This window comes from Variovorax sp. PEI5 (genome assembly GCF_056679935.1).
This window is the reverse complement of the sequence record NZ_JBWXPH010000002.1, coordinates 103216-126783: the sequence shown is the minus strand read 5'-3', so window position 1 is coordinate 126783 and position 23568 is coordinate 103216. Positions and strand designations below refer to the sequence as shown.

Below are 23568 nucleotides of genomic sequence, written 5' to 3'. Positions count from 1 at the left end.
AATGCGGATGCGCTGGTTCATTCGGGCTGGACGCCGGCGGCCACGGTGACCCGATGCCACTTGACGGTCTCGTCGCGGATCACCCGGGCGAACTCCGCCGGCTCGATGCCCGAGGGCATGGCCCCCTGGGCGATGAGGAAATCGCTCGTCTTCCTGCCGCGCACCACCGCGATGAGCTCGCGGCCGAGCCGGTCGGTCAGTGCCGGCGCCATCCTCGGCGGCGCGAACAGGCCGAACCAGACCATGGCCTCGAAGCCCGGATAGCCGGCCTCGGCGACGGTCGGCACGTCCGGCAGCAGCGGCGAGCGGGTGCTCGAGGTGACGGCCAGCGGCCGCAGCTTGCCGCCCTTGATGTAGGGGTAGGACGTCATGACGACATCCATCATGGTGGTCACGTGGCCCGCCACCGTGTCGGTCAGGGCGGGCCCGGAACCCCGATAGGGCACGTGCACCGCGTTCATGCCGGTGGTGCTCTTGAGCAGCTCCATCGCCAGGTGGTTGGAGGTGCCGGTGCCGTTGGAGGCGAAGGACATGTTGGCGTCGGGCCGGCGCGAGGCGGCCACCAGGTCCTTCAGGTTGGCCACCGGGAGCTCGCTGCGCACCACCATCACGTTGGGGATGGTGGCCACGATGGTCAGGGGCGTGAAGTCCTTCACCGGGTCGTAGGGCAGCTTCGCATAGATGCTCGGCGCCACGGCATGGGTGCTGACCGAGCCCATCAGGAGGGTGTAGCCATCGGCCGGCTGGCGCGCGACGTACTCGCTGCCGACGGTGCCACCGGCGCCCGGGCGGTTGTCGACGATCACCGAGGCCTTCAGGCGTTCACCCAGGTCCTGCGCCAGCTGGCGGGCGATGAGGTCGGTCGAGCCGCCGGCGGCGAAGGGCACGACGAGCCTGATGATCTTGCCGTGGGGCCAATCGGTCTGGCCCTGGCCCTGGCCCTGGCCCTGGGCCTGGGCCGCGCCGACGGCCGCGCAGGCGAGCGTCAGACCGAGGAAGACACGCTGGAGGAAGCGCATGGAGAACTCCTGTGGATCGGGAACGGTGGAGGAACGAGGGGACTGCGGTCGATCCTAGGTATGGCTCTTGCGTTGGGCGAGCTGGTTATATTTATGTCGCCATCACCCCCATCTATACCCACGGGAGGCCCGTTCCATGCGTCCCGGTGACCTGAACCTGCTGCTGCACTTCGATGCCCTCATGAGCTGGCGCAGCGTGTCGCGCGCCGCCGTCGAGCTGGAGATCACGCAGCCGGCCATGAGCGCCGCGCTCAGCCGCCTGCGGCGGCTCTTCAACGACCCGGTGCTCGAACGCGTCGGCGGCGCCTGGCAGCCGACCCACAAGGCGCAGGACCTCCATGCCTCGTTCCGGCCGCTGCTGGACATGTGGCGCCAGGTCTCGGTGCCGCGCACGACCTTCGACCCCCGCACCAGCCAGCGCTCGCTGAATGTCTTCGCGACCGACTACGTGCAGTTCGCCGTCATCGGCCGGGTCATGGGCCGGCTGGCCAGGGAGGCGCCGGGCATCGACCTGCGGGTGGTCGCGGCGCAGCCCCGGCTGGGGCTGGACATGCTGGAGAGCAACCAGGTCGAGATGATCGCGGGCTACTACCCCGAGCCGGGCGCCAACCTGCGCACGCGCTTCCTGTTCGAGGAGAAGGCGGTGTGCCTGGTGCGCGCCAACCATCCCTGCCTGCAGCGGCCCTGGAACCTGGATGCCTATCTGGCCCACGGCCACGTGAACCTGGCCGCCCACACGCGGTATTTCAGCGAGCGCATCGACCAGGCGCTGCTGGCGCAGAACCGCTCGCGCCGCATCGCGCTGACCCTGTCGAGCTACCTGGCCTGTCCGTTCGCGGTCGGCCAGTCGGACCTGGTGGCCACGGTGCCGGCGAGCGTCGCCAAGGCGCTGGGCCGCCAGGCCGGCACGGTGACCCTCGACGTGCCGCTGCCCCTGCCGATGCTGACGCTGTCGCTCTACTGGCACGAGCGCCACCACCGCGATCCCGCGCATGCCTGGGTGCGGCAGTTCATCGGCGCGATGTACTGAGAAGCTCGATCGAGACGCCAGGCCCCGGGTACCGGCCCCGGCGCCGCCATCTCGTTTCGAGATGGATCGTTCTGCGATCCATATGAATGTTGCGAGTTAACCCTCTGCGGTCGCCCCGACGCATCGTCGACCATCGACGCTCGACTCCAACCTCCCGAGGCAGACCGATGACCAGCAGCACCCTGTCGCCCTCGCATGGCGATGCCGCCTCCCTCCCGGCCGCCGAAGCGGACGCGGTCTACCGCAAGGTCGGCTGGCGCCTCATCCCGCTGCTGTTCGTCTGCTACATCGTGGCCTACCTCGACCGCGTCAACGTCGGCTTCGCCAAGCTGCAGATGCAGGACGCGCTGCAGTTCAGCGAGGCGGTCTACGGCCTGGGCGCGGGCATCTTCTTCGTCGGCTACTTCCTGTTCGAGGTGCCCAGCAACGTGATCCTGCACAGGGTCGGCGCGCGGCGCTGGATCGCCCGCATCATGATCACCTGGGGCCTGCTGTCGGCCGCCACGATGTTCGTGAATTCGCCGATGACCTTCTATGTCATCCGCTTCGTGCTCGGCGCGGCCGAGGCCGGCTTCTTCCCCGGCATCATCCTCTACCTCACCTACTGGTATCCGGCGGCGCGGCGCGGCAAGGCGACCTCGCTGTTCCTGGCCGCGATCCCGTTCGCCGGCATCCTGGGCGGCCCGGTCTCGGGCTGGATCCTGCAGGGCATGGCGGGCGTCAACGGCTGGCAGGGCTGGCAGTGGCTGTTCCTGCTGCAGGGCCTGCCCACGGTGGCGCTAGGCCTGGTGGTGTGGAATCGCCTGGACGACCGCGTCGCCGACGCCGCCTGGCTCACGCCCCGCGAGCGCGCCATCATCGAGCGCGACATCGCCGCCGATGGCAGCGGCAAGTCCGAGGCCGGCGTCTGGCGCGTGATCGCCAACGGCCGCGTCTGGCTGCTGGCGCTGGTGTACTTCGCCTTCGTCTCCGGGCTCTATGGCATCTCGTTCTGGCTGCCCAGCATCATCAAGGCGATCGGCGTCAAGGGCGCGCTCGACATCGGCCTGCTCAGCGCCATCCCGTGGTCGTTCGGCGTCGTCGCCATGTACCTGACCGCGCGCAGCGCCGACCGCCACCTGGAGCACCGCTGGCACTCGGCGGTGGCCGCCGTGGTCGGCGCCGCCGGCCTGGTGATGAGCGTGGCCATGCATGGCAGCACCGCCTGGTCGCTGGTCGGCCTGACCATCGCGACGATGGGCATCATGTCGACCCTGCCGGTGTTCTGGGGCATGCCGACCGGCTTCCTCGGTGGCGCCGCCGCCGCCGCCGGCATCGCCTTCATCAACTCCTTCGGCAACCTCTCGGGCTTCGCCGCGCCGTTCATGATCGGCATGATCAAGGACGCCACGCGCAGCACCGATGCCGGCCTGCACCTGCTCGCGGCGCTGCTGGTCATCGGCGCGGTGCTGGTGCTGTTCGTGCGCCCGTCGAAGGCCGCCACGGCGCGCTGACATCGACCGCCGTCCCCTCCCCCCCGCCGCGCCATGCGCGCGCGCCCATCCCATCGACGAGGACCCTTCCATGGACGCTCCCGTGACGACCCCGGCGCACCCGCGCCCCGCCGCGCCCCGCCGCATGCCATCGCCGCGACTGGTGGCCGCCCTGCGCGAGCACTTCGGCGCGCGCTGCTCGACCGCCGAGGCGGTGCTGCTGCAGCATGGCAGCGACGAGTCGAGCTACCGACCGCAGCCGCCCGACGTCGTCGTGCACGTGCAGGACACCGACGAGGTCGCCCACCTGGTGCGCGCCTGCGCCGCCGAGCGCGTGCCGGTGATCCCGTTCGGCGTCGGCTCCTCGATCGAGGGCCACCTGCTGGCGGTCGAGGGCGGCGTCTGCGTCGACTTCTCGCGCATGAACGCCGTGCTGGCGATCCGCCCGGGCGACCTCAACGCCACCGTGCAGGCCGGCGTCACCCGCACCCAGCTCAACACCGCGCTGGCCGGCACCGGCTTCTTCTTCTCGGTCGATCCCGGAGCCGACGCCACCGTCGGCGGCATGGTGGCGACGGGGGCCTCGGGGACCAACACGGTGCGCTACGGCACCATGCGCGACAACGTCGTCAGCCTGACGGTGGTCACCGCCGCCGGCGAGGTCGTGCGCACCGCCTCCAACGCGCGCAAGAGCTCGGCCGGCTACAACCTGACGCAGCTGTACTGCGGCTCGGAGGGCACGCTGGGCCTGATCACCGAGGTCACGGTGCGCATCCACCCGCATCCCGAGATGGTGGCGGCGGCGGTGGTCAACTTCCCGACGGTGCGCGCCGCCGTGGACTGCGTGATCGAGTCGATCCAGCTGGGCGTGCCGCTGGCGCGCGCCGAGATGCTGGACGCCCTGACGATCCGGGCCGTCAATGCCCACAGCCACACCGCGCTGGCCGAGCAGCCGACGCTGTTCCTGGAGTTCGCCGGCGGACGGGCCCAGGTCGACGCGCAGGCGGCGGTGGTGCGCGAGCTCGCCGACGCCCACGGCGGCGGCGAGTTCCAGTGGGCCAGTCTGCAGGAGGAGCGCTCGCGCCTGTGGACGCCCCGGCACCACGCCTACTTCGCCTCGCTGCAGCTCAGGCCCGGCAGCCGCAGCATGACCACCGATGCCTGCGTGCCGCTGTCGGCGCTGGCCGGCTGCGTCGAGGAGACGCTCGAGGACATCCGCTCGCACGGCCTGCTGGCGCCGGTCTTCGGCCACGTCGGCGATGGCAATTTCCATTGCCTGGTGCTGGTGGACCCCGACTCGGCCGAGGAGAACGCGGCCGCCGAGGCCTTCAGCCACCGCCTGGTGCAGCGCTCGCTGCGCCATGGCGGCACCTCCACCGGCGAGCATGGTGTGGGCCTGCACAAGATGCGCTACCTGGTCGAGGAACATGGCATCCACGCGGTGGCGCTGATGCGCTCGATCAAGCAGGCGCTCGATTCGCACAACATCCTCAACCCCGGCAAGGTCGTCAGCTTCGTCGCCTGAGCGAGCCGGCCGACGGTCCGCCGGACGGCCCAGAATTCCCCCCATGGAATTGCGCCAGTTCAAGTACTTCATCGAGATCGTCGACCACAAGAGCCTGTCGCGCGCGGCGGCGCACCTGCATGTCGCGCAGTCGGCCCTGAGCCGGCAGATGGCCGAGCTGGAGGCCGAGCTGGGCGTGCGCCTGCTGCAGCGCAGCCGCAGCGGCGTGACGATGACCGAGGCCGGCAAGGTCTTCCACGAATATGCCCGGGGCATCCTCCAGCAGATCCGGGACGCCCGCGAGGCCGTGCTGCGCTCGTCGGACACGGTGGTCGGCTCGGTCATCGTGGCGCTGCCGCAGAGCGTCGCCGCCACGCTGGCGCTGCCTCTGATGCGCGCGGCCGCCGCCCGCTACCCGAACGTGCTGTTCCACCTCAACGAGGAACTGACCGGCAACATGATCGACCAGCTGCTCGGTGGCCGGGTCGACATCGCCCTCTTCACCGACACCATGCCCGCGCGCGACATCGCCTTCGTGCCGCTGGTGGAGGAGGCGTTCGTGCTGATGCACGCGCCCCACGACCCGTCGGCGCCGGCACCGGGCGAGGTCTCGCTCGACCAGGCCACCGCGCGGCCGCTGGTGCTGCCGAGCCCGCAGCATGGCCACTGCACGCGCTGGGTGGTCGACCAGGCCCTGGCGCGCGCCGGCCGGCCACCGCAGCGGGTGGCGGCGGAGATCAATTCGGTCTACGTGCTCAAGAGCGCCGTCGAGGCCGGCATCGGCGCCAGCATCATGCCGCTGGGCCTGGCCCAGCGCGAGGTCGAGGAGCAACGCCTGGTGGCGCATCGCATCCAGGCGCCGGACATGGCGCGCGTGCTCGGGCTGTGCACCTCGCGCCACCTGCCCGGGACCAATGCCCGTGGCGCGATCTGCAAGCTGATCGACGACGTCGTGCGCCAGCTGTGCGAGGACGGTCGCTGGGCGGGGGCGGCATACGTCGGTCCGCAGGCCGCGGCCGGCGTGGCCTGACCGTTCGCCGCGAACGGCGGGGTCATCGCATCGACGATAGAAGCAAGGGACATCGTCCGACAGCCCGGCATCTGTATGCCCATACAGTGGAATCTTTAAGGAGCATCCCATGACCGACAAGACCACCCAGGCCCATGCCGACGAAGGCAACACCCAGAAGGACCCGAAGGACTGGGTCACCGGCGACGAGAAGATGACCGGCGCCCAGCACTCCTACCTCAAGACCCTGTCCGAGGAAGCCAAGGTGCCGGTCGACGAGAACCTGACCAAGGCCGAGGCGTCGATGCGCATCGACGAGCTGCAGCACGAGACCGGCCGGGGCGAGTCCAAGAGCGACACCTGACCCGGCGACGCGGACGGTGCGGGACCGCGCTTCGGCCGAGAATGACGGCCGGGCCGGTCCCGCGATGCCATGGAGCGGCGGACCGACCGGTGATCACATCGTCGTTACCGCAAGGCCTCCACCCATGCCCGCGTCCTCTCCACCACCCGAGTTCCCCGCCGCGCCGCCAGTCGACGTCGCTCGGCCACGGCAGCAGCAGCCACCACCGCCCGCCCCCGGACCCGTCACCGCCGTCATCGAACACCGGGTGCGGCAAGAAGCGATCGCCGGCTACGAGGCCTGGCTGCGCAAGGTGGTGCCGATCGCCTCGCGCGCGCCGGGGCATCGCGGTGTCGATGTGATCCATCCGCCCGCCGGCGGCCTGCACTACACCATCACCATCCATTTCGATTCGCTCCCGCACGCGCAGGAATGGTTCGCGTCGGACCTGCGTCGGCGACTGGTCGAGGAGGTCGCTCCCCTGCTGCAGGCCGCCGAGACGATCGAGACGCGCAGCGGGCTCGAATTCTGGTTCCATCCGCCCCCCGGGCAGCCACCCGCCAAGCGCTACCGGCAGTTCCTGCTGACGCTGTCGGTGATCTTCCCGCTCACGATGGCGGTGCCGGCGCTGCTGCATCGGCTGCAGGGGGTCGCGCCCTGGCTCGGCGGCTATGTGGTGGCGCATCTCGTCTCGGCGGCGATCGTGGTGGCGTTGATGGTCTACGTGATCATGCCGCGCTACACGCGGCTGATGGCGCGCTGGCTCTATCGATGAAGGCCCCGCGGCCCGCGGCACGGATGCTGGGACGCCGGCGTTCAATACTTCGGACGTAAAGGACCCGCCTACCGGAGGATCGGACGAATCGCCCGATTCGATGGCTCCCGGCTGATGACGCGATCGTCGGAGCGGTCGATCCTGGGTCATCGAACCACAGGACTCCGGTCCCAGGAAAGGCTGACGATGACCAGCGAACAGACACTGACGGAGATCAGGGAAGCCAACCTCACCTATCTCATGCTGTCCCAGAACCTGATCCGCCAGGACAAGGCCCAGGCCTTGTTCCGGCTGGGCATCTCCGAAGCCTCGGCCGACCTCATCGCCATGCTGTCGCCATCGCAGATCATGAAGCTGGCATCGAGCAACATGCTGCTGTGCCGCTTCCGCGCCGACGACGAGCGGATCTGGCGATTGCTGACCCAGTCCAACCCGGCCGCGCGCACGGTCAACGAGTCGACCGCGCGGCTGCATGCCAACCTGCTGATGTCCAGCCGCTTCGTCGAAGCGGCGGCCTGAGGCGCCGGGTCGACCGGGCCGGCCCTTGTGCTCAGTCGATCTTGATGTTCAGCGCCCCGACCACCTCGCGCCACGTCGCGATCTCGCTGGCGATGCGTTGCCCGAAGGCTTCCGGCGTGCCGCCCGCGGGCACCGCGCCATCGGCCTTGAACTTCTCGGTGGTGGCGCCCAGACGCAGGATCGTCGCGATCTCGCCATTGACGCGCCGCACGATGTCCGCCGGCAGGCCCTTCGGACCGATGAGTCCGTAACACAGCGTCACGTCGTAGCCCGGGAAGCCCGACTGGGCGATGGTCGGCACCTCCGGCAGCGACGGGATGCGATCGGCCGTGGTGACCGCCAGCGCCCGCAGCCGGCCGCCCTCGACATGCGGCAGCGCGCTGGCGGTGGCGGCGAAATAGACATCGACCTGGCCGCTCATGACATCGGTGAGCGCCGCGCCGCCGCCCTTGTAGGGCACGTGGACCATCTGCACGCCGGCGCGGCGCGCGAACTGGGCCGCCGCGAGATGCAGGGCGCTGCCCTGGCCCGACGAGGCATAGGTGAGCTGGCCGGGCCGGGACTTCGCCGCCGCCACGAGATCGGCGATGCTGCGGATCGGGGACGCGGGGCTCACCACCACCAGCAGCGGACCGGCGGAGATCTGGCCGATCGGCGTGATGTCGCGCACCGGGTCGTACTTGATCCTGTAGAGGCTCGGATTGACCGTGTAGCTCGACGAGATCAGCGTCAGCACGCTGCCATCGGCGGGCGCGGCCAGGCCGGCATCGACGCCGATCATGCCGCCCGCGCCGGAGCGGTTGTCGACGATCACCGGCTGGCCGAGCGCCCCGGTCAGCATCTGCGCCATGTAGCGCGCCAGGATGTCGGCGCCGCCGCCGGGGACATATGGCACGATCACCTTGACCGGCTTGGACGGATAGCCGGCGGCCCGCGCGATCAGGGGCAGCGCGGCGCTGGCGAGCAGCGCGCGCCGGCCGAGGGAGAAGGAAGAGGACGGCATGGACGGGTCTCCGAGAGGGTTGCGGATGCGGCGGGGGATGGCGCGGCTCAGACGGCCAGCGGCGTGGTGGCGCCATCCATGGCGACGAAGGCGCCATTCACATAGCTGGCCCGCCGGGATGCCAGGAACACCACCACGTCGGCGATCTCGTCCGGGCGCGCCGGCCGGCCCAGGGCCAGCGCGGCGCCCGGGTCCGGGGGCGGCGGGCGGCCCTCGGAGGCGGCCAGTCGGCGCTCGACCTCCAGGCGCGCGGCCAGGCGCGCCGTCAGCACCATGCCGGGATGGATGGCGTTGACCCGCACGCCCTGGCGCGCATGGGCCGCCGCCAGGCCGGCCGTCGCCAGCATCAGGGCCGCGTTGGCCGAGCCACCGGCCAGGTGCGTCGGGTTGGCGACCTTGCCGCCCATGCCGACGATGGTCACGATGGCGCCGCCGCCACGCGCGGCCATGCGCCGCGCGGCCGGATCGGCGAGATGGATGGCGCTGAAGAACTTGGCGTCCATGGCGTCGCGCCAGGCCGCCGGCGTCAGTTGCGCGGCGGGCGTGCGCTGCGCGGCGCCGGCGGCGCCGACCAGGACGTCGAGCGGCCCGAAGCCGGCTTCCACCGCGTCCAGCGCCGCCGCCGCCGCCGCGGCATCGCGAAGGTCGGCCGTGAAGATCGCCGTGGTCGCCGGCGCCTCGAGCGCGTCGACGGCGGCCCGCAGGCGGGCGGCATCGCGCGCCAGCAGGCTCACGCGGGCGCCCTCGGCCAGGAAGGCGCGCACGCAGGCCAGGCCGATGCCGCCACTCGCGCCGGTCACGAGCACGTGCCGGCCGGTCAGTCCGAGATCCATGCCTCAGCCGCGCTTGAGCAGCAGGCCGCCATCCACCGGCAGCAGCGCGCCGGTGATGTAGGCCGACTCGTCGGAGGCCAGGAACACCGCCGCGTTGGCGACGTCCAGCGCGCTGCCCATGTAGCCCATGGGCACGAGCTGGTCGCGCTCGGCGCGCACGACGCTGCGGTCGACGCCGCGCTCCTGCGCCCGGCGCTCGATCGCCATCGGCGTGTCGATCAGCCCCGGCAGGATCACGTTGGCCCGCACGCGGTGGATCGCGTTCTCGAAGGCGATGTGCTGCGTCAGGGTGTTGATGGCGCCCTTGCTGGTCTTGTAGGTGACGGTCGGCCGGCCGGCCAGCGACGAGGTCGAGGAGATGTTGATGATGCTGCCCGAACGCTGCGCCACCATGTGCGGCAGCGCGTGCTTGCAGGTCATGAACATGCCCTTGAGGTTCATGCGCATGATGTCGTCCCACATGTCGGCATCCATGTCGGCCGTGCGGCGATCGCCCTTGGAGCGACCGACGTTGTTGTGCAGCACGTCGATGCGGCCGTGGCGCGCCACGCAGGCGTCGATCATCGCCTTGCAGTCGGCCTCGCGGGTGACGTCGCCGACGAAGACCGAGGCGGTCGCGCCGCGCGCCTCGACGGCGGCCAGCGTGTCGTGGGCCCAGGCCTCGTTGATGTCGACCAGCAGCAGCGTCGCGCCTTCCTCGGCGAAGCGCTCCGCCGTCGCGCGGCCGTTGCCGGGCGTGCCGCCGGGCTGCTGGCCCGCGCCCACGAGGACGGCGATCTTGCCGTCGAGTCTTCCGGATGCCATGGTGTGTTCCTTCTTGCGGTTCGTCATTCGGTGGAGATGCGACCCTGCTGGATCACCTGGCGCCAGCGGGCCTCCTCGGCGCGCTCGAAGGCCGTCATCTCCCGGGGGGTGTTGGTCGCCACGCTCAGGCCCTCGGCCTCGACGCGCTGGCGGAATTCGCTCGCGCGGGCGGCCTTGACCACCGCCGCGTTCAGCCGCGCGATCACCTCCGGCGGCGTGCCGCCGGGCGCGTACAGCGCATACCAGACATCGGCCTCGTAGCCCGGCAGGGTCTCGGCGATGGTCGGCACGTCCTTGAAGACCGGGGACCGCTCGGCCGACGTGATGGCGATGGCGCGCATCTTCCCGCTCTCGACGAACTTGCCGGTGCCCCCGGGCGTGCCGATGACGAAGTCGATCTGGCCGCCCAGGAGATCGGTCATCGCCGGTCCCGCGCCCCGGTAGGGCACGTGGGTGATGTCGATGCCCGCGAGGTTCTTGAACAGCTCGCCCGCGAGGTGCACCGCCGTGCCATTGCCCGAGGAGCCATAGGTCAGCTTGCCGGGATTCGCCTTGGCGGCGCGCACCACGTCCGCGACCGTCCGGTGGGGACTGTCGGGCCGCGACACCAGGACGTTGGGCCCGCGGCAGATCAGCGCGACCGGGGCGAAGTCGCGCACCGTGTCGTAGGGCAGCTTCTTCACCAGCGTGGCGTTGATCGGCAATGCCGAGGTGGTCAGCAGCAGGGTGTAGCCATCCGGCGGCGCCTTGGCCACGGTGTCCGAGCCGATGACGGTGCCGCCGCCGGGCTTGTTGTCGACGACCAGGGTCTGCCCCAGGTCCTCGCCCATGCCCAGTCCCAGCGTGCGCGCGACCAGATCGGTGCCGCCGCCGGCGGTGAAGGGCACCACCAGCCGGATCACGCGCGAGGGGAAGGCGTCGGCGGCGAAGGCGCCGCCCGGCCGGCCGGCCAGGGCGGGCAGCGCCAGCGCGGCCGCCGTGGCGCGCAGCAGGCCGCGCCGGCTGAGGGATTGCTCGATCATGGTCTTGTCTCCTGATGATTCGATCCGGTGCGGATGGCATCGGTCCGCGCCCAGTCTAGGAAGACGACGACCTCGAGCTGTGAATTCTGGGAAAGGCTCCGTTTCCCGCTGGCGAGCGCTCGGCGCGCCCGCTCAGGGAGGCGGCTCGTCGGCGCGGCTGAGCAATTGCGCGAGGAATGCCCGGCCGGCATCGGAGAGCTTTTCCGCGTCGCGCACGCAGACCCAGATCTGCCGCCGCGCCCAGGCGTCCTCCAGCGGCAGCACCGCCAGTCCCAGGCGCTGCGCGTGGTTGCGCGCGATGGCCGAGGGCACGATGGCCACGCCCAGGCCCTCGCGCACCAGACCGCAGCGCGCCTCCGGATTGGAGACCTGGGCGCGCACGCGCAGCGGCCGCGAGATGCTGGGGCCGGCCAGCAGCAGGAACTCCTCCAGGCTGTGGCGCGGGAAGAACCCGAGGAAGTCGAAGTCGAGCGCCTCCTCGATCCTCAGGCTGGCGCGCCCGGCCAGCGGATGGCCCAGCGGCACCACCAGCGCCTCCAGGTCGTTGCGATAGGGCATGGAGACCACGCCGGAGGCCGGATGGGCCGCGTGATAGAGCCCGATGTCGGCCTCGCCGTCGGCCACCAGCCGGGGCACGTCGTAGCTGAAGGCCTCGGTCAGATCGACCCGCGCGCCGGGCGCGATGCGGGCGAAGGCGCTGATCTCGCGCGGCAGGAACTGCTGCACCGCCGAGGAGTTCGACACCAGGCGGATCTGCGGCAGGCCGCTGGCGGAGAAGGCCGCCAGCGACCGGCGCGCCTGGGTCACCTGGCGCAGGATCGTCTTGGCCTGCTGGTAGAGCACCTCGCCCGCCGGCGTCGTCCGCACGCCGCGCCCGTGGCGCTCCAGCAGCCGCACGCCCAGGCGCCGCTCGAGCTCGGAGATGCGCTTGCTCGCCGCCGAGGTCACCAGGCTGGCGCGTTCGGCGGCGCGCGAGAGGCTCTTCTCCTCGACGGCGGCTACGAAGATCTCGAGCGTTCCGAATTCCACGGTTCGATGGCGGCGATGGGCATGGTCGCAGTATGTCCCGTCCCCGACCCCCGTCCAGGAACATCCGGCCCCCTCGGCGACTCCATGACGTCGCGGCCCCTCATTTCCGTGGCCGGGAAGCAGAAAGAAAGATAGAACGACATGACCCCTCAAGAACTTTCCATGCTCGAGAACATGCTGCAGCGCCTGGGCGCGGTGCACGGCGTCGTCAAGGATCCGCAGGCCGACGCGCTCATCCGCGAACGCCTGGCGGGCCAGCCCGATGCGCTGTACCTGCTGGTGCAGCGCACGCTGCTGCTGGAGCACGCTCTCGACGACGCGCGCCGCCAGCTGGCCCAGCGCCCCGCCACGCCGGCCGATCCGGGGGGCGCGGCCTTCCTGCGGCGCGGCCTGGAGCCGGGCTTCGGACGTGATCCGGCGGACCGCGAGGCCTACGCGCCGGAGCGGGCGCCCTCGGCCGGCGCGCCGTCGATGGCCCCGGCACTGGCACCGGCACCGGGATGGCGCGACCGGCTGTTCGGTGGCGCCGCTGCGGCGCCGGCCGCGCCCGCCGCCGGTGGCCGTGGCTTCCTCGGCCAGGCCGCCTCCGCCGCCGCGGGCGTGGCGGGCGGCATGTTCCTGTTCAATGGCATCGAGCACCTGCTCGGGGGCGGACGTGGCGGTGGCATCGGCGGTGGCGGGAGCGGCTTCCTGGGCCTGGGCGGCCAGCCCGGCAACGGCGGCCCCACCGAGGTGCTCGAGAACGTCACCCAGAACTTCCATGCCGAGCCCGGCGGCGGCGATGTCGGCAACGGCGGCGACGGCGGCAACGCAGGCGGTGGCGACGGCATGCGCCAGCTGGCCGACGACGCCGGCGCCGGCTGGTCCGGCTTCGACGACGACGCCGCGTTCGACGACGACCGCTTCGTCTGAGGATCCGCGGCGTGCCCATGGGGGCCACGCATCGACCCCGCGCTCGCCTGGCGGCGGGCCGTCCAGCCATAAGCGCAGCTTATGCAAATGACGCCTTTCCCCGCCTGCCAGCCTCCTCATCGGCTTCGTAGACTCGCCTCCTTCCCACCCAGAGAGACGATCCGATGATCCATCCCGGCACCCGCCTGCGCACCGCCCTGGCCGAGAAACGCGGCCTCCTCGTACCCGGCGCCGGCAACGCGCTCGCGGCCCGGGTCATCGAGAGCCTGGGCTTCGAGGCCGTCTACCTCAGCGGCGCCGGGCTCACCAACAACTTCTATGGCATGCCCGACCTGGGCTTCGTCGGCCTCGAGGACATCGCCCGCCACACCGCCGCCCTGCGCGACGCGATCGAGCTGCCGCTCATCGTCGATGCCGACACCGGCTTCGGCAACGCCCTCAACGTGCGCCACACCGTGCGCACGCTGGAGCGCGCCGGCGCCAACGCCATCCAGCTCGAGGACCAGGTCAGCCCGAAGAAATGCGGCCACTTCGCCGGCAAGGCGGTGATCGCCACGGCGGAGATGGTCGGCAAGGTCAAGGCCGCCGTCGATGCCCGCCAGCATGGCGACTTCCTCGTCATCGCCCGCACCGATGCCCGCGCCATCCACGGCCTGGACGACGCGCTCGACCGCGCCCGCGCCTTCGCCGAGGCCGGCGCCGACGTCACCTTCGTCGAGGCGCCCACCGGCATCGACGAGCTGCGCCGCATCGCCGCCGAACTGGCCTGCCCCCAGGTGGTCAACATCGTCATCGGCGGCAAGACGCCGGCGCTGCCGGCGGCCGAGTTCGGCGCCATGGGCTTCGGCCTGGTGCTCTATGCCAATGCCGCACTGCAGGGCGCGGTGCGCGGCATGACGCAGGCGCTCTCACGGCTCCAGCGCGATGGCGAGCTGCCGGAGGATCCGGCCGTGGTCGCCACCTTCGCCGAGCGCCAGGCCCTGGTGCGCAAACCCCTGTTCGATGCCCTGGACGAGCGCTATGCCGGCAGCTGAGGGCGGCGCCACCGGGACGACCGTGGCGGTGACCGCCGTCGACAGCCACGCGCACGTCTTCGAACGCGGCCTGCCGCTGGCGCAGCGGCGCCGCCACGCGCCCGACTTCGATGCGCTGCTCGACGACTACCTGGGCCTGCTCGACCGCCATGGCGTCTCGCATGGCGTGCTGGTGCAGCCCAGCTTCCTGGGCACCGACAACCACTACTTCCTGGATGCCATCGCGCGCCATCCGCGGCGCCTGCGCGGCGTGGCGGTGGTCGATCCCGGCACCCCGCTGGACGACCTGCGGGCCCTGCGGGCGCGGGGCAACACCGGCGTGCGCGTGAACCTGGTCGGCCTCGACATCCCCGACTTCGCCGCCCCCGAGTGGCGCGCGCTGCTGGGCCACCTGCGCGAGCTCGACGCCCACCTGGAGATCCACCGCGACGCGCGCGACCTGCCGGCGCTGCTCGCGGCCCTGCTGCCGAGCGGCTGCCGCCTGGTGGTCGACCACCTCGGCCGACCGGACCCGGCCCTGGGCAACGCCGACCCCGGCTTCGCGGCCCTGCTGCGCGCCGCCGAGAGCGGCCGGGTCTGGGTCAAGCTGTCGGCCGCCTACCGTAGCGCGCGGGCGCCGCGCCTGGCCATCGAATCACGCGACGCGGCGCTGGCGATACGGGACGCCGACGCGGCGCGCGCGACCGCCCGGGCGCTGCTGGCCGCGTTCGGTCCGCAGCGGCTGGTCTGGGGCAGCGACTGGCCGCACACGCAGCACCAGGAATTCATCGATTTCGGCGCCAGCCGCGCGCTGCTCGACGACTGGGTGCCCGATGCCGGGCAGCGCCAGCGCATCCTCGTGGACACGCCGGCCGAGCTGTTCGGGCTGCGCTAGCCGGGCCGGTCGGTCCGCCCGACCCGGCCGCCTTCTTTCGACAACAATCAGGAGACCTCCCATGAACCGACGCCGCATCGCCCTCCTGGCCCTGCTCGCGGGCGCCGCCGCCACCGCCGGCGGCATCGCGACGGCCCAGACGCCCGCACCCGCCGCCCCGGCCGGCGCCTTCCCGACCAAGCCGGTGCGCCTGGTCGTCACCTATCCGCCCGGTGGCACGGTGGACGCGGTCGCCCGCATCCTCGGGCCGAAGCTGTCGGCGCGCTGGGGCCAGCCGGTCGTGATCGACAACCGCGCCGGCGGTGGCGGCCTGATCGGCGGCGAGATCGTCGTCAAGGCCCCGGCCGATGGCTACACGCTCCTGTTCGATGCCTCCAACCAGGCGCAGAACCCGGCGCTGAAGAAGCGCATGCCCTTCGACACCCAGCGCGACCTGCTGCCGGTCTCGCTGCTGGTGCGGGTGCCCAACATGATCGTGGTCAATCCGCAGTTCGAGGCGCGCACCGTGAAGGACCTGGTGGCGCTGGCCAAGGCCAAGCCCGGCCAGATCGACTACGCATCCTCCGGCAATGGCTCGTCGCCGCACCTGGCCGGCGAACTGTTCGGCATCATGACCGGCACCCGCATGACCCACGTCGCCTATCGCGGCGGCGGCCCCGCCATGGTCGATGTCATGGCCGGCCAGGTCCCGGTGTTCTTTGCCAGCATGGCCTCGGCCCTGCCCTACCTCAAGTCCGGCAAGCTGACGCCGGTGGCGGTCGCCGGCCAGCGGCGCTCGCCGGTGCTGCCCGACGTGCCGACCGTGGCGGAGGCCGGCGTGCCCGGCTACGACATGTATGAATGGAATGCCGTCTTCGCGCCGGCCGGCACGCCCGCCCCGCTGGTCGAGCGCATCTCCCGGGACATCGCGGCCGTCCTGGCCGACCGCGAGATCCATGCCCGCCTGATCGCGCTGGGCGCCGAGGTCATCGGCTCGACCCCGGCCGAGCTCGGGCGCTTCCGCGGCACCGAGATCGAGCGCTGGACCCGACTCGCGAAGCAGGCGCGCATCGAACTCGACTGACCCCCACTCTTCCCGATCCCGATCCCGTTCCCGATCCCGTTCCCTCCGAAACCTCTTGCACACCTCACAACTTCAAAGCGAGAACCTTCCAATGACCCACCGCATCCTCCGCCGCACCGCCCTCGCCGCCCTGGCCTGCGCGGCCACCGCCGCCGCCCTGCCCGCCCTCGCCCAGGGCGATGCCTGGCCGACCAAGCCGATCCGCTTCGTCGTGCCGTTCTCGGCCGGCGGCGCCAACGACCTGATGGCCCGCGCGGCCGCCGAGGGCGCCTCCAAGCGCCTGGGCCAGCCGATCGTGATCGAGAACAAGCCCGGCGGCTCGACCAGCCTGGGCGCGGCCGTGGTGGCGCAGAGCAAGCCCGATGGCTACACCTTCCTCATCAGCGCGGCCGGGGTCATCTCCAACAGCATGATCAAGAAGACGCTGCCCTACAAGGACGCCGACCTGACGCCGGTCGCGATGGTCGGCCTGGCGCCCTCGGTGATCCTGGTGCCGGCCGACGCGCCATACAACAACCTCAAGGAATTCATCGCCGCCTCCAGGAAGGGCGAGGGCTTCCACTGGGCCACCGCCGGCACCGGCAGCACGCCGCACTTCGTCTCCGGCATCCTGGAGACCCAGTACGGCGCCAAGCTCGACATCGTGCCGTACAAGAGCGGCTCCGAATCCATCACGGCGGTGATCGGCAAGCAGGTCGAGGCCACCTCGGAGGCCAGCATCGTCGCCCTGCCCTACGTGAAGAGCGGCCGACTCAAGGCCCTGGCCGACACCTGGACCGCGCGCATCTCGGCCTATCCGCAGCTCAGCACCGCCGTCGAGCAGGGCTTCCCCGACATGCAGATCGCCCACTGGTGCGGCGTCCATGCGCCGGCCGGCACGCCCGAGGCCATCCTCGACCGCATGGCCGCCGCCGTCGATGCCGCCATGAAGGACCCGACCACCGCCGCGCACCTCAAGAGCATCGGCATCGAGCCGGTCGGCGGCACCCGCGCCTCGTTCGCCAAGTTCGTCGGCGACGAGCGCGCCCGCCTCGGATCGGTGGTCAAGGCCACCGGCATGAAGGACGAGTGAGCATCCCGGGCGATCCCGCCGGCGCGGAGGCCCCGCTGCTGGAGACCCGCCTGATGCGCTACCTGCTGGCGGTCGCCGACGCCGGCAGCCTGACCCATGCGGCGGCCGCCCTGGGCGTCGCGCAGCCGGCCCTGAGCCAGGCCCTCAAGCGCCTGGAGACCGAGCTCGGCGTGCGCCTGTTCGACCGCTCGCGGCGCGGCGCCACCCTCACCGAGGCCGGCCGCGCCATCATCGACGACGTGCGCGCCAGCCTGGCGCTGGCGGTCTCGGCCACCGAGCGGGCCCGCGACATCGCCGGCGGCCGGGCCGGGCGGCTGCACATCGGCTTCGTCACCCATGCGGTCTACGACGTGCTGCCCTCGGCACTGCGCCTGCTGCGCACCGGCTTCCCGGGGGTCGAGGTGGTGCTCAGCGAGATGGGCAACGCCGACCAGCTGCAGGCCCTGGAGCAGGGCGCCATCGACCTCGCCATCCTGCACACGCCGCTGCCGCTGGCCGACCCGGTGCGCATGAAGCTGGTGCGGCGCGAGCGCTTCGTCGCGGTGCTGCCGGTCGGCCATCCGGTGGGCGCCGATGGCCGGGTCGGTCTGGCGGATGTCGCCGCGCTCGGACTGGTGTGGTTCCCGGAGCGGCAGTTGCCGATGGTGCGCGCCGGCATCCTCGGCGCCATGCAGCGCGCCGGATTGAAGCCGCGCGTCGTGCAGGAGGCCAATCGCTCGCTCACCGTGCTGTCGTGCGTGGCCGCCGGCCTGGGCGCGTCGCTGCTGCCGCAGTCGGCGGCGGTCATGGCGCATCGCGGCGTGCAATTCGTCGAGCTGCGCGATGGCGACGCCCTGCCGCACTTCGAGCTGGGCGTGCTGTGGGTCGCGTCCTCCCGGCTGACGCTGGCGGCGCAGCTGGCCGAGCACCTGTGAGCCAGGCGCCGGCGCGGTCGCCACGACCCGCCGGTAGGGACTTCGTCCGACAGCCGGAGTCCATCGTCCCCGCCTTCGACGCGACACCATCCGGCATAGCCTGACATGGCTTTCGTTCGGGGAAAAACCATGAAAACACCATCCTCCGCCTTCACCGTCGTCGTCGGTGCGGGCATCGCCATCCTGGGTGCCCTGCTGGGCGCCGCCGGCCTCTGGCTCGTCGTCCTCGGCGGCAGTGGCTATTACCTGGTCGCAGGCGCGGCATTGCTCGCGGTCGGCGTGCTGCTGTCGCGGCGCTCGGCCTCGGCGCTCTGGATCTACACGGCCCTGCTGCTGGGCACCCTCGCCTGGTCGCTGTGGGAGGTGGGACCGGACTGGTGGCCCTTGGCCGCGCGGCTGGGCTTCCTGTTCCTGCTGGGGCTGTTGCTGCTGGCGCCCTGGACCCTGCGGGCGCGGCGGGCCGACGTGGCGCGCGTTGGTGATGGCGATGGCGATGGCGGACGCGCGCGGCGCCGGGGCGCCTGGGCGCTCGGCGCGGGACTGGTCGCGTGCGCGCTGCCGCTGCTCTATTCCCTGACGCTGGACGTCCACCGGATCGAGGGCGAACTGCCGGTGGCCCGGGTACCGGCAACCGCTCCGGACGTGGCGGGGGGCGCGGGTCCGGCGGGCGGCCTGCCCGCCGGCGAATGGCATGCCTATGGCCGCACCGGCCACGGCCAGCGCTATTCGCCGCTCGACCAGATCACGCCGGCCAACGTGTCCCAGCTGCGGGAGGCATGGCGGTTCCAGACCGGGGACGTGCGCGGCCAGCCGGGCGACCCGGTCGAGACCACCTACGAAGTCACGCCGCTGAAGGTGGGCAACCGGCTCTACCTGTGCACGCCGCACCAGCTGGTGATCGCGCTGGACGCCACCACCGGTGCCGAGGTCTGGCGCCACGATCCGAAGATCGAGGGCGCGCTGGCGCTGCAGCATCTGACGTGCCGCGGCCTGTCCTACCAGCCGCCGGCCGCGACCGACGGCGCGGCCGGCGCGGCGCGGGACTGCCCCCACGGCAAGCTGTTCATGCCCACCGCCGATGCCCGGCTGATCGCCCTGAACCCCGACGACGGCGCCGTGTGCGCCGCCTTCGGTGGCGGCACCGGCCAGATCGACCTGATGCGCCACATGCCGCATCCGCGCGCCGGCTCGTACTACTCGACCTCGCCGGTCGTCGTCACGCAACGGCTGGTCATCGTCGGCGGCACGGTGCTGGACAACGTCTCGACGAAGGAACAGTCCGGCGTCATCCGGGCCTTCGACATCGACACCGGGGCCCTGGTCTGGAACTGGGACTCCGGCAATCCGGAGGCCACCGCGCCGATCGCCGATGGCCGGACCTACACGGCGAACTCGCCCAACAGCTGGTCGATCTCCAGCGTCGACGAGGCGCTGGGCATGGTCTACGTGCCGATGGGCAACCAGCCGCCGGACCAGTGGGGTGGCCGTCGCAGCGCCGCCGTCGAGAAATACTCGTCGTCGGTGGTGGCGCTCGACCTGGCCACCGGCAAGGTGCGCTGGGTCTTCCAGACGGTCCACCACGACCTCTGGGACTACGACGTGCCATCGCAGCCCAGCCTGGTCGACCTGACGATCGACGGCGCCGTGGTGCCGGCGCTGGTGCAGCCGACCAAGCAGGGCGAACTGTTCGTGCTGGACCGCCGCACCGGCACGCCCGTCCATCCGGTGACCGAGGTGCCGGCGCCCCAGGGCGCGGCGGCCGGCGACCGCACCGCGCCCTCGCAGCCGCGCACGGCGCTGTCCTTCGATCCGCCCCGGCTGCAGGGGCGCGACATGTGGGGCGCGACGATGTTCGACCAGCTGGCCTGCCGCATCGCCTTCCATCGCCTGCGCTACGAGGGCCGCTTCACACCGCCCTCGACCCAGGGCTCGCTGATCTACCCGGGCAACTTCGGCGTCTTCAACTGGGGCAGCGTGGCGGTGGATCCGCGACGCCAGGTCGCCTTCACGACCCCGACCTATCTCGCCTTCGTGTCGACGCTCGTGCCCCGGACCGACGACTCGGCCCTGCTGGTGCAGGGCGGCGAAGCGCCCAAGGGCGCCCTGCCCGCGCTCAACGAGAACTTCGGCGCGCCCTTCGCGGTCCGGCTCGGCCCCTTCGTCTCGCCCTTGGGATTCCCCTGCACCGCGCCACCCTGGGGCTATGTGGCGGGCGCCGACCTGGCGACCGGCCGGGTCGCCTGGAAGCATCGCAACGGCACCGTGCGGGATCTGGCGCCGGTGCCCCTGCCCTTCCGCATGGGCGTGCCCAACCTGGGAGGACCGATCATGACCGCGGGCGGCGTCGCGTTCCTCTCCGGAACGCTGGACTACTACGTGCGCGGCTACGACGTCGGCACCGGCCGGCAGCTCTGGGAGAGCCGACTGCCCGCGGGTGGCCAGGCCACGCCCATGACCTACACCGGCGCCGACGGCCGCCAGTACCTGCTGGTGGTGGCGGGTGGTCACGGCTCGACCCACACCCAGGCGGGCGACTCGGTGATCGCCTATGCGCTGCCCCGATGAGACGAGCCCGGGCCGCCGTGCGCATCCACCGGGATCGACCAATCGGCCAGTCCATAATCGAGACATGCAAGCCACGTCCCATCTTCGCGCGAGGAGAGAACCCATGATCTCCACATCCTTTCGGGCTCGTTGCCGGGCCGGTGGCATGGTGATGGCGGCCCTCGGTCTGGGACTCGTGCTGTCGGGCTGCCAGAAGACGACCACGACCACCGAGACTCCGGGCGGAACCAGCACCACGACGACCTATGGCGTGCCGGCGATGCCGGCCCTGAGCGCCTCCGCCAGCGCGGTGGCCGCCTCGGCGATGTCCGGTGCCAGCCAGGCCCTGGGCAAGGCCGAGGAGCGGCTCGACGACGGCGCGCTGACCGCCAAGGTCAAGACGGCCCTGTTGACCGCGGCCGACGTCAAGGCGCTGCAGATCAACGTCGACAGCAGGGACGGCGTCGTCTCGCTGAGCGGCACGCAGGAGACGGCGACCGCCATCGAGCGTGCCGTGGCGGTGGCTCGCGGCACCGCGGGCGTGCTGTCGGTCGACAACCGGTTGACCCTGAAGACGCCCTGAGGGCCCCACGGACGTCGGCGCGTCGCCGCACGGGCCTGGAAGGAAAACAGTGTCGGATTTCATCTTCGACGGGTGGCTGCCGGTGGCGCGCACCCTGATCCTGGGTTTCATGTCCTATGTGGGGCTGGTGATCCTGCTGCGCGCCTCGGGCAAGCGCGCGCTGTCCAAGATGAATGCGTTCGACCTGATCGTCACCGTGGCGCTGGGCTCGACCCTGGCGACCGTGCTGCTGAGCAAGGACGTCAGCCTGGTGCAGGGCTTCGTCGCCTTGATGCTGCTGCTGTTCATGCAGTTCGTCGTGACCTGGCTGAGCGTGCGTTTCAAGTGGGTCCGCGAACTCGTCGCCAGCGAGCCGACCCTGCTCGCCTACGATGGCGAACTGCTGCCGGCGGCGTTGAGGAAGACGCGCGTGTCGCCCGACGAGGTCCTGGCGGCCGTGCGCGCGGCGGGCTTCGGGCGCCTGGCCGAGGTCGGCGCGGTGGTGCTCGAGACCGATGGCTCGTGCAGCGTCGTCGAGCGCGACGACCGCGCCCGGGCCCGGCGTCTCGAAGGCATGCCGGACGGCGCCGGGAGCCGGGACCCCCGATAGCCGGCGCGTCCGGCCCGATCCCCCTCATCCACGCGGATGCCGTCATGCGCGGCGCCCTCGTCATCAAGCAAGGAAGAATGCATGCAGCTCATCGTCTCGGCCGGTTTCATCATGGCCATCGTCCTGTGGGGGATCATCGCGCCCGTCCACCTGGGTCTGGTCTTCGATGAGGCATTGGCGACGATCACCCGCAATTTCGGCTGGCTGTACCTGTGGATCGTGCTGGGCCTCGTGGTGCTCGCACTGGTCCTGGCCTGCAGCCGCTACGGCACCCTCAAGCTCGGCGCCGACGACGAGGAGCCGGAGTTCTCGGTCGGGGCCTGGTTCGCCATGCTGTTCGCGGCCGGCATGGGCATCGGCCTGGTGTTCTGGGGCGTGGCCGAACCCATCTCGCACTACGGCATGCCGCCGCCGGGGATCGCGCCGCGCACGCCCGAAGCCGCCAACGCGGCGATGCGCTACAGCTTCTTCCACTGGGGCATCCATCCGTGGGCGGTCTACAGCATCGTGGCGCTCGCCATCGCCTTCTTCCAGTTCCGCCGTGGCGGCTCCGCGCTGGTCAGCACGGCGGTGGTGGCGCTGCCCTGGAAGCCATTGCACCGCATCGGGCCGGTCGTCAACGTGCTGGCCGTCATCGCGACGGCATTCGGCGTCGCGGCCTCGCTGGGCATGGGCGCCCTGCAGATCAACAGCGGACTGAACGCGGTGCTCGGCCTGCCGGTGGGCCAGGCATCGCAGCTGGGCATCATCGCGGTCACCACCGTGCTGTTCATCACCTCGGCGGTCAGCGGCGTGACCAAGGGCATCAAGTGGCTGTCGACCTTCAACCTGCTGCTCGCCGCGCTGCTGGCGCTGGCGGTGTTCGTCCTCGGCCCCACGGTCGCCGTCATCGACACCATGACGACGACGCTGGGCAACTACCTCAGCGAATTCGTGCGCATGAGCCTGCGCACGACGCCGTTCCGCGACAGCACCTGGGTCGGCGGCTGGACGATCTTCTACTGGGCCTGGTGGGTCAGCTGGTCGCCCTTCGTGGGCCTGTTCATCGCGCGCGTCTCGCGCGGTCGCACGGTGCGCGAATTCATCCTGGGCACGGTGGCCGCGCCGACCATCGCGGCCGTCGTCTGGTTCTCGGTCTTCGGCGGCACGGCCCTCAACCTGGAGATCATGCGCGGCGTGCCGATCTCCGCCGCCGTCGGCGCCGACGTCTCGACGGCGATGTTCACCATGTTCGACCAGCTGCCGCTGGGCACGCTGATGTCGGGCATCGCGACCATCCTGATCATCGTCTTCTTCGTCACGTCGGGCGACTCGGCGGTGCTGGTGCTCGGCATGATGAGCACCGGCGGCCAGGCCGATCCCAGCGCCCGCGTGAAGGTCGTCTGGGGCCTGCTGGTCGCGGGCATCGCCTCCAGCCTGCTGGTGGCGGGCGGGCTGAAGTCGGTGCAGACCGCGACCATCGTGTTCGCATTGCCCTTCACGATCGTCATCGTGCTGATGGCCGTGTCGCTGTGGCGCGGACTGCGCGAGGACCACGAGGAGGAGCAGCGTCGCGAACGCGCGTTGCGGCGGCGCCTGCGCGAGTTCGTCGAGCCGACGGCGCCGAAGTCCTGAGGCGCGC

23 protein-coding genes are annotated in these 23568 nt (G+C 71.4%); 17 read left to right on the top strand and 6 right to left on the bottom strand.

Translation table 11 applies throughout. The features are described from left to right. Nucleotides 1-17: 17 nt before the first annotated feature. On the bottom strand, nucleotides 18-1019 hold the full coding sequence (locus AC1MLT_RS17080) for a Bug family tripartite tricarboxylate transporter substrate binding protein (protein ID WP_481035240.1): 1002 nt from the start codon (nucleotides 1017-1019) through the stop codon (nucleotides 18-20). A 136-nt stretch (nucleotides 1020-1155) separates the two neighbouring features. Here AC1MLT_RS17080 and AC1MLT_RS17075 point away from each other — a divergent pair, with 136 nt between their 5' ends. From AC1MLT_RS17075 to flhD, 7 genes are all read left to right on the top strand, one after another. Continuing rightward, nucleotides 1156-2049: a LysR family transcriptional regulator gene (locus AC1MLT_RS17075; protein WP_481035239.1), complete on the top strand. Its 894-nt coding sequence runs from the start codon at nucleotides 1156-1158 to the stop codon at nucleotides 2047-2049. A 167-nt stretch (nucleotides 2050-2216) separates the two neighbouring features. Further along, nucleotides 2217-3542 (top strand): MFS transporter, encoded by a 1326-nt coding sequence (locus AC1MLT_RS17070; protein ID WP_481035238.1) that lies wholly within the window; start codon nucleotides 2217-2219, stop codon nucleotides 3540-3542. Nucleotides 3543-3612: 70 nt separating this feature from the next. Then, a complete protein-coding gene (locus AC1MLT_RS17065) occupies nucleotides 3613-5046 on the top strand; it encodes an FAD-binding oxidoreductase (RefSeq protein ID WP_481035237.1) in 1434 nt (477 codons plus the stop codon). Nucleotides 5047-5089: 43 nt separating this feature from the next. Further along, entirely contained in the window at nucleotides 5090-6055 is a 966-nt protein-coding gene (locus tag AC1MLT_RS17060; protein WP_481035236.1) for a LysR substrate-binding domain-containing protein, read from the top strand. 109 nt (nucleotides 6056-6164) lie between these two features. Beyond that, on the top strand, nucleotides 6165-6398 hold the full coding sequence (locus AC1MLT_RS17055; RefSeq protein WP_481035234.1) for a DUF3072 domain-containing protein: 234 nt from the start codon (nucleotides 6165-6167) through the stop codon (nucleotides 6396-6398). A 124-nt stretch (nucleotides 6399-6522) separates the two neighbouring features. Then, nucleotides 6523-7152 carry an antibiotic biosynthesis monooxygenase gene (locus AC1MLT_RS17050; RefSeq protein ID WP_481035233.1) on the top strand — a complete coding sequence of 210 codons (630 nt, stop codon included), beginning with the start codon at nucleotides 6523-6525 and terminating at the stop codon, nucleotides 7150-7152. A gap of 186 nt (nucleotides 7153-7338) precedes the next feature. Then, entirely contained in the window at nucleotides 7339-7671 is a 333-nt protein-coding gene (flhD, locus tag AC1MLT_RS17045) for a flagellar transcriptional regulator FlhD (RefSeq protein ID WP_481035232.1), read from the top strand. 31 nt (nucleotides 7672-7702) lie between these two features. On the opposite strand, the gene AC1MLT_RS17040 is transcribed toward flhD, so the two are convergent. The 5 genes from AC1MLT_RS17040 to AC1MLT_RS17020 all read right to left on the bottom strand — a co-directional run bounded on the left by AC1MLT_RS17040 (nucleotide 7703) and on the right by AC1MLT_RS17020 (nucleotide 12362). After that, nucleotides 7703-8674, bottom strand: coding sequence for a tripartite tricarboxylate transporter substrate binding protein (locus tag AC1MLT_RS17040; protein ID WP_481035230.1), 972 nt, complete (start codon nucleotides 8672-8674; stop codon nucleotides 7703-7705). Between the two features lie 47 nt (nucleotides 8675-8721). Further along, on the bottom strand, nucleotides 8722-9507 hold the full coding sequence (locus tag AC1MLT_RS17035; protein WP_481035229.1) for an SDR family oxidoreductase: 786 nt from the start codon (nucleotides 9505-9507) through the stop codon (nucleotides 8722-8724). Between the two features lie 3 nt (nucleotides 9508-9510). After that, nucleotides 9511-10311, bottom strand: coding sequence for an SDR family NAD(P)-dependent oxidoreductase (locus AC1MLT_RS17030; RefSeq protein WP_481035228.1), 801 nt, complete (start codon nucleotides 10309-10311; stop codon nucleotides 9511-9513). A gap of 23 nt (nucleotides 10312-10334) precedes the next feature. Then, nucleotides 10335-11333: a tripartite tricarboxylate transporter substrate binding protein gene (locus AC1MLT_RS17025; protein ID WP_481035227.1), complete on the bottom strand. Its 999-nt coding sequence runs from the start codon at nucleotides 11331-11333 to the stop codon at nucleotides 10335-10337. A 132-nt stretch (nucleotides 11334-11465) separates the two neighbouring features. Further along, nucleotides 11466-12362 carry a LysR family transcriptional regulator gene (locus AC1MLT_RS17020; RefSeq protein WP_481035225.1) on the bottom strand — a complete coding sequence of 299 codons (897 nt, stop codon included), beginning with the start codon at nucleotides 12360-12362 and terminating at the stop codon, nucleotides 11466-11468. A gap of 141 nt (nucleotides 12363-12503) precedes the next feature. Between AC1MLT_RS17020 and AC1MLT_RS17015 the strand changes: the two genes are divergently transcribed. The 10 genes from AC1MLT_RS17015 (at nucleotide 12504) to AC1MLT_RS16970 (ending at nucleotide 23561) form a co-directional block, all read left to right on the top strand. Beyond that, nucleotides 12504-13274, top strand: coding sequence for a DUF2076 domain-containing protein (locus AC1MLT_RS17015; protein ID WP_481035224.1), 771 nt, complete (start codon nucleotides 12504-12506; stop codon nucleotides 13272-13274). 164 nt (nucleotides 13275-13438) lie between these two features. Continuing rightward, a complete protein-coding gene (locus tag AC1MLT_RS17010; RefSeq protein ID WP_481035222.1) occupies nucleotides 13439-14308 on the top strand; it encodes an isocitrate lyase/PEP mutase family protein in 870 nt (289 codons plus the stop codon). After that, nucleotides 14295-15182, top strand: coding sequence for an amidohydrolase family protein (locus AC1MLT_RS17005; RefSeq protein WP_481035220.1), 888 nt, complete (start codon nucleotides 14295-14297; stop codon nucleotides 15180-15182). Before AC1MLT_RS17010 ends, AC1MLT_RS17005 begins: the two co-directional genes overlap by 14 nt. A 61-nt stretch (nucleotides 15183-15243) precedes the next feature. Then, a complete protein-coding gene (locus tag AC1MLT_RS17000; RefSeq protein WP_481035219.1) occupies nucleotides 15244-16245 on the top strand; it encodes a tripartite tricarboxylate transporter substrate binding protein in 1002 nt (333 codons plus the stop codon). A 91-nt stretch (nucleotides 16246-16336) separates the two neighbouring features. Beyond that, nucleotides 16337-17317, top strand: a complete 981-nt coding sequence (locus AC1MLT_RS16995) for a tripartite tricarboxylate transporter substrate binding protein (RefSeq protein WP_481035218.1) — start codon at nucleotides 16337-16339, stop codon at nucleotides 17315-17317. Between the two features lie 38 nt (nucleotides 17318-17355). Then, nucleotides 17356-18231, top strand: coding sequence for a LysR family transcriptional regulator (locus AC1MLT_RS16990; RefSeq protein ID WP_481035837.1), 876 nt, complete (start codon nucleotides 17356-17358; stop codon nucleotides 18229-18231). A 129-nt stretch (nucleotides 18232-18360) separates the two neighbouring features. Then, nucleotides 18361-20796, top strand: a complete 2436-nt coding sequence (locus AC1MLT_RS16985) for a membrane-bound PQQ-dependent dehydrogenase, glucose/quinate/shikimate family (protein ID WP_481035217.1) — start codon at nucleotides 18361-18363, stop codon at nucleotides 20794-20796. Nucleotides 20797-20899: 103 nt separating this feature from the next. Further along, on the top strand, nucleotides 20900-21358 hold the full coding sequence (locus AC1MLT_RS16980) for a BON domain-containing protein (RefSeq protein ID WP_481035216.1): 459 nt from the start codon (nucleotides 20900-20902) through the stop codon (nucleotides 21356-21358). A gap of 49 nt (nucleotides 21359-21407) precedes the next feature. Then, nucleotides 21408-21947 (top strand): DUF421 domain-containing protein, encoded by a 540-nt coding sequence (locus AC1MLT_RS16975; protein ID WP_481035215.1) that lies wholly within the window; start codon nucleotides 21408-21410, stop codon nucleotides 21945-21947. An 81-nt stretch (nucleotides 21948-22028) separates the two neighbouring features. Further along, complete coding sequence (locus tag AC1MLT_RS16970; protein ID WP_481035214.1) at nucleotides 22029-23561, top strand: BCCT family transporter; 1533 nt, start codon at nucleotides 22029-22031, stop codon at nucleotides 23559-23561. Nucleotides 23562-23568 lie beyond the last annotated feature (7 nt).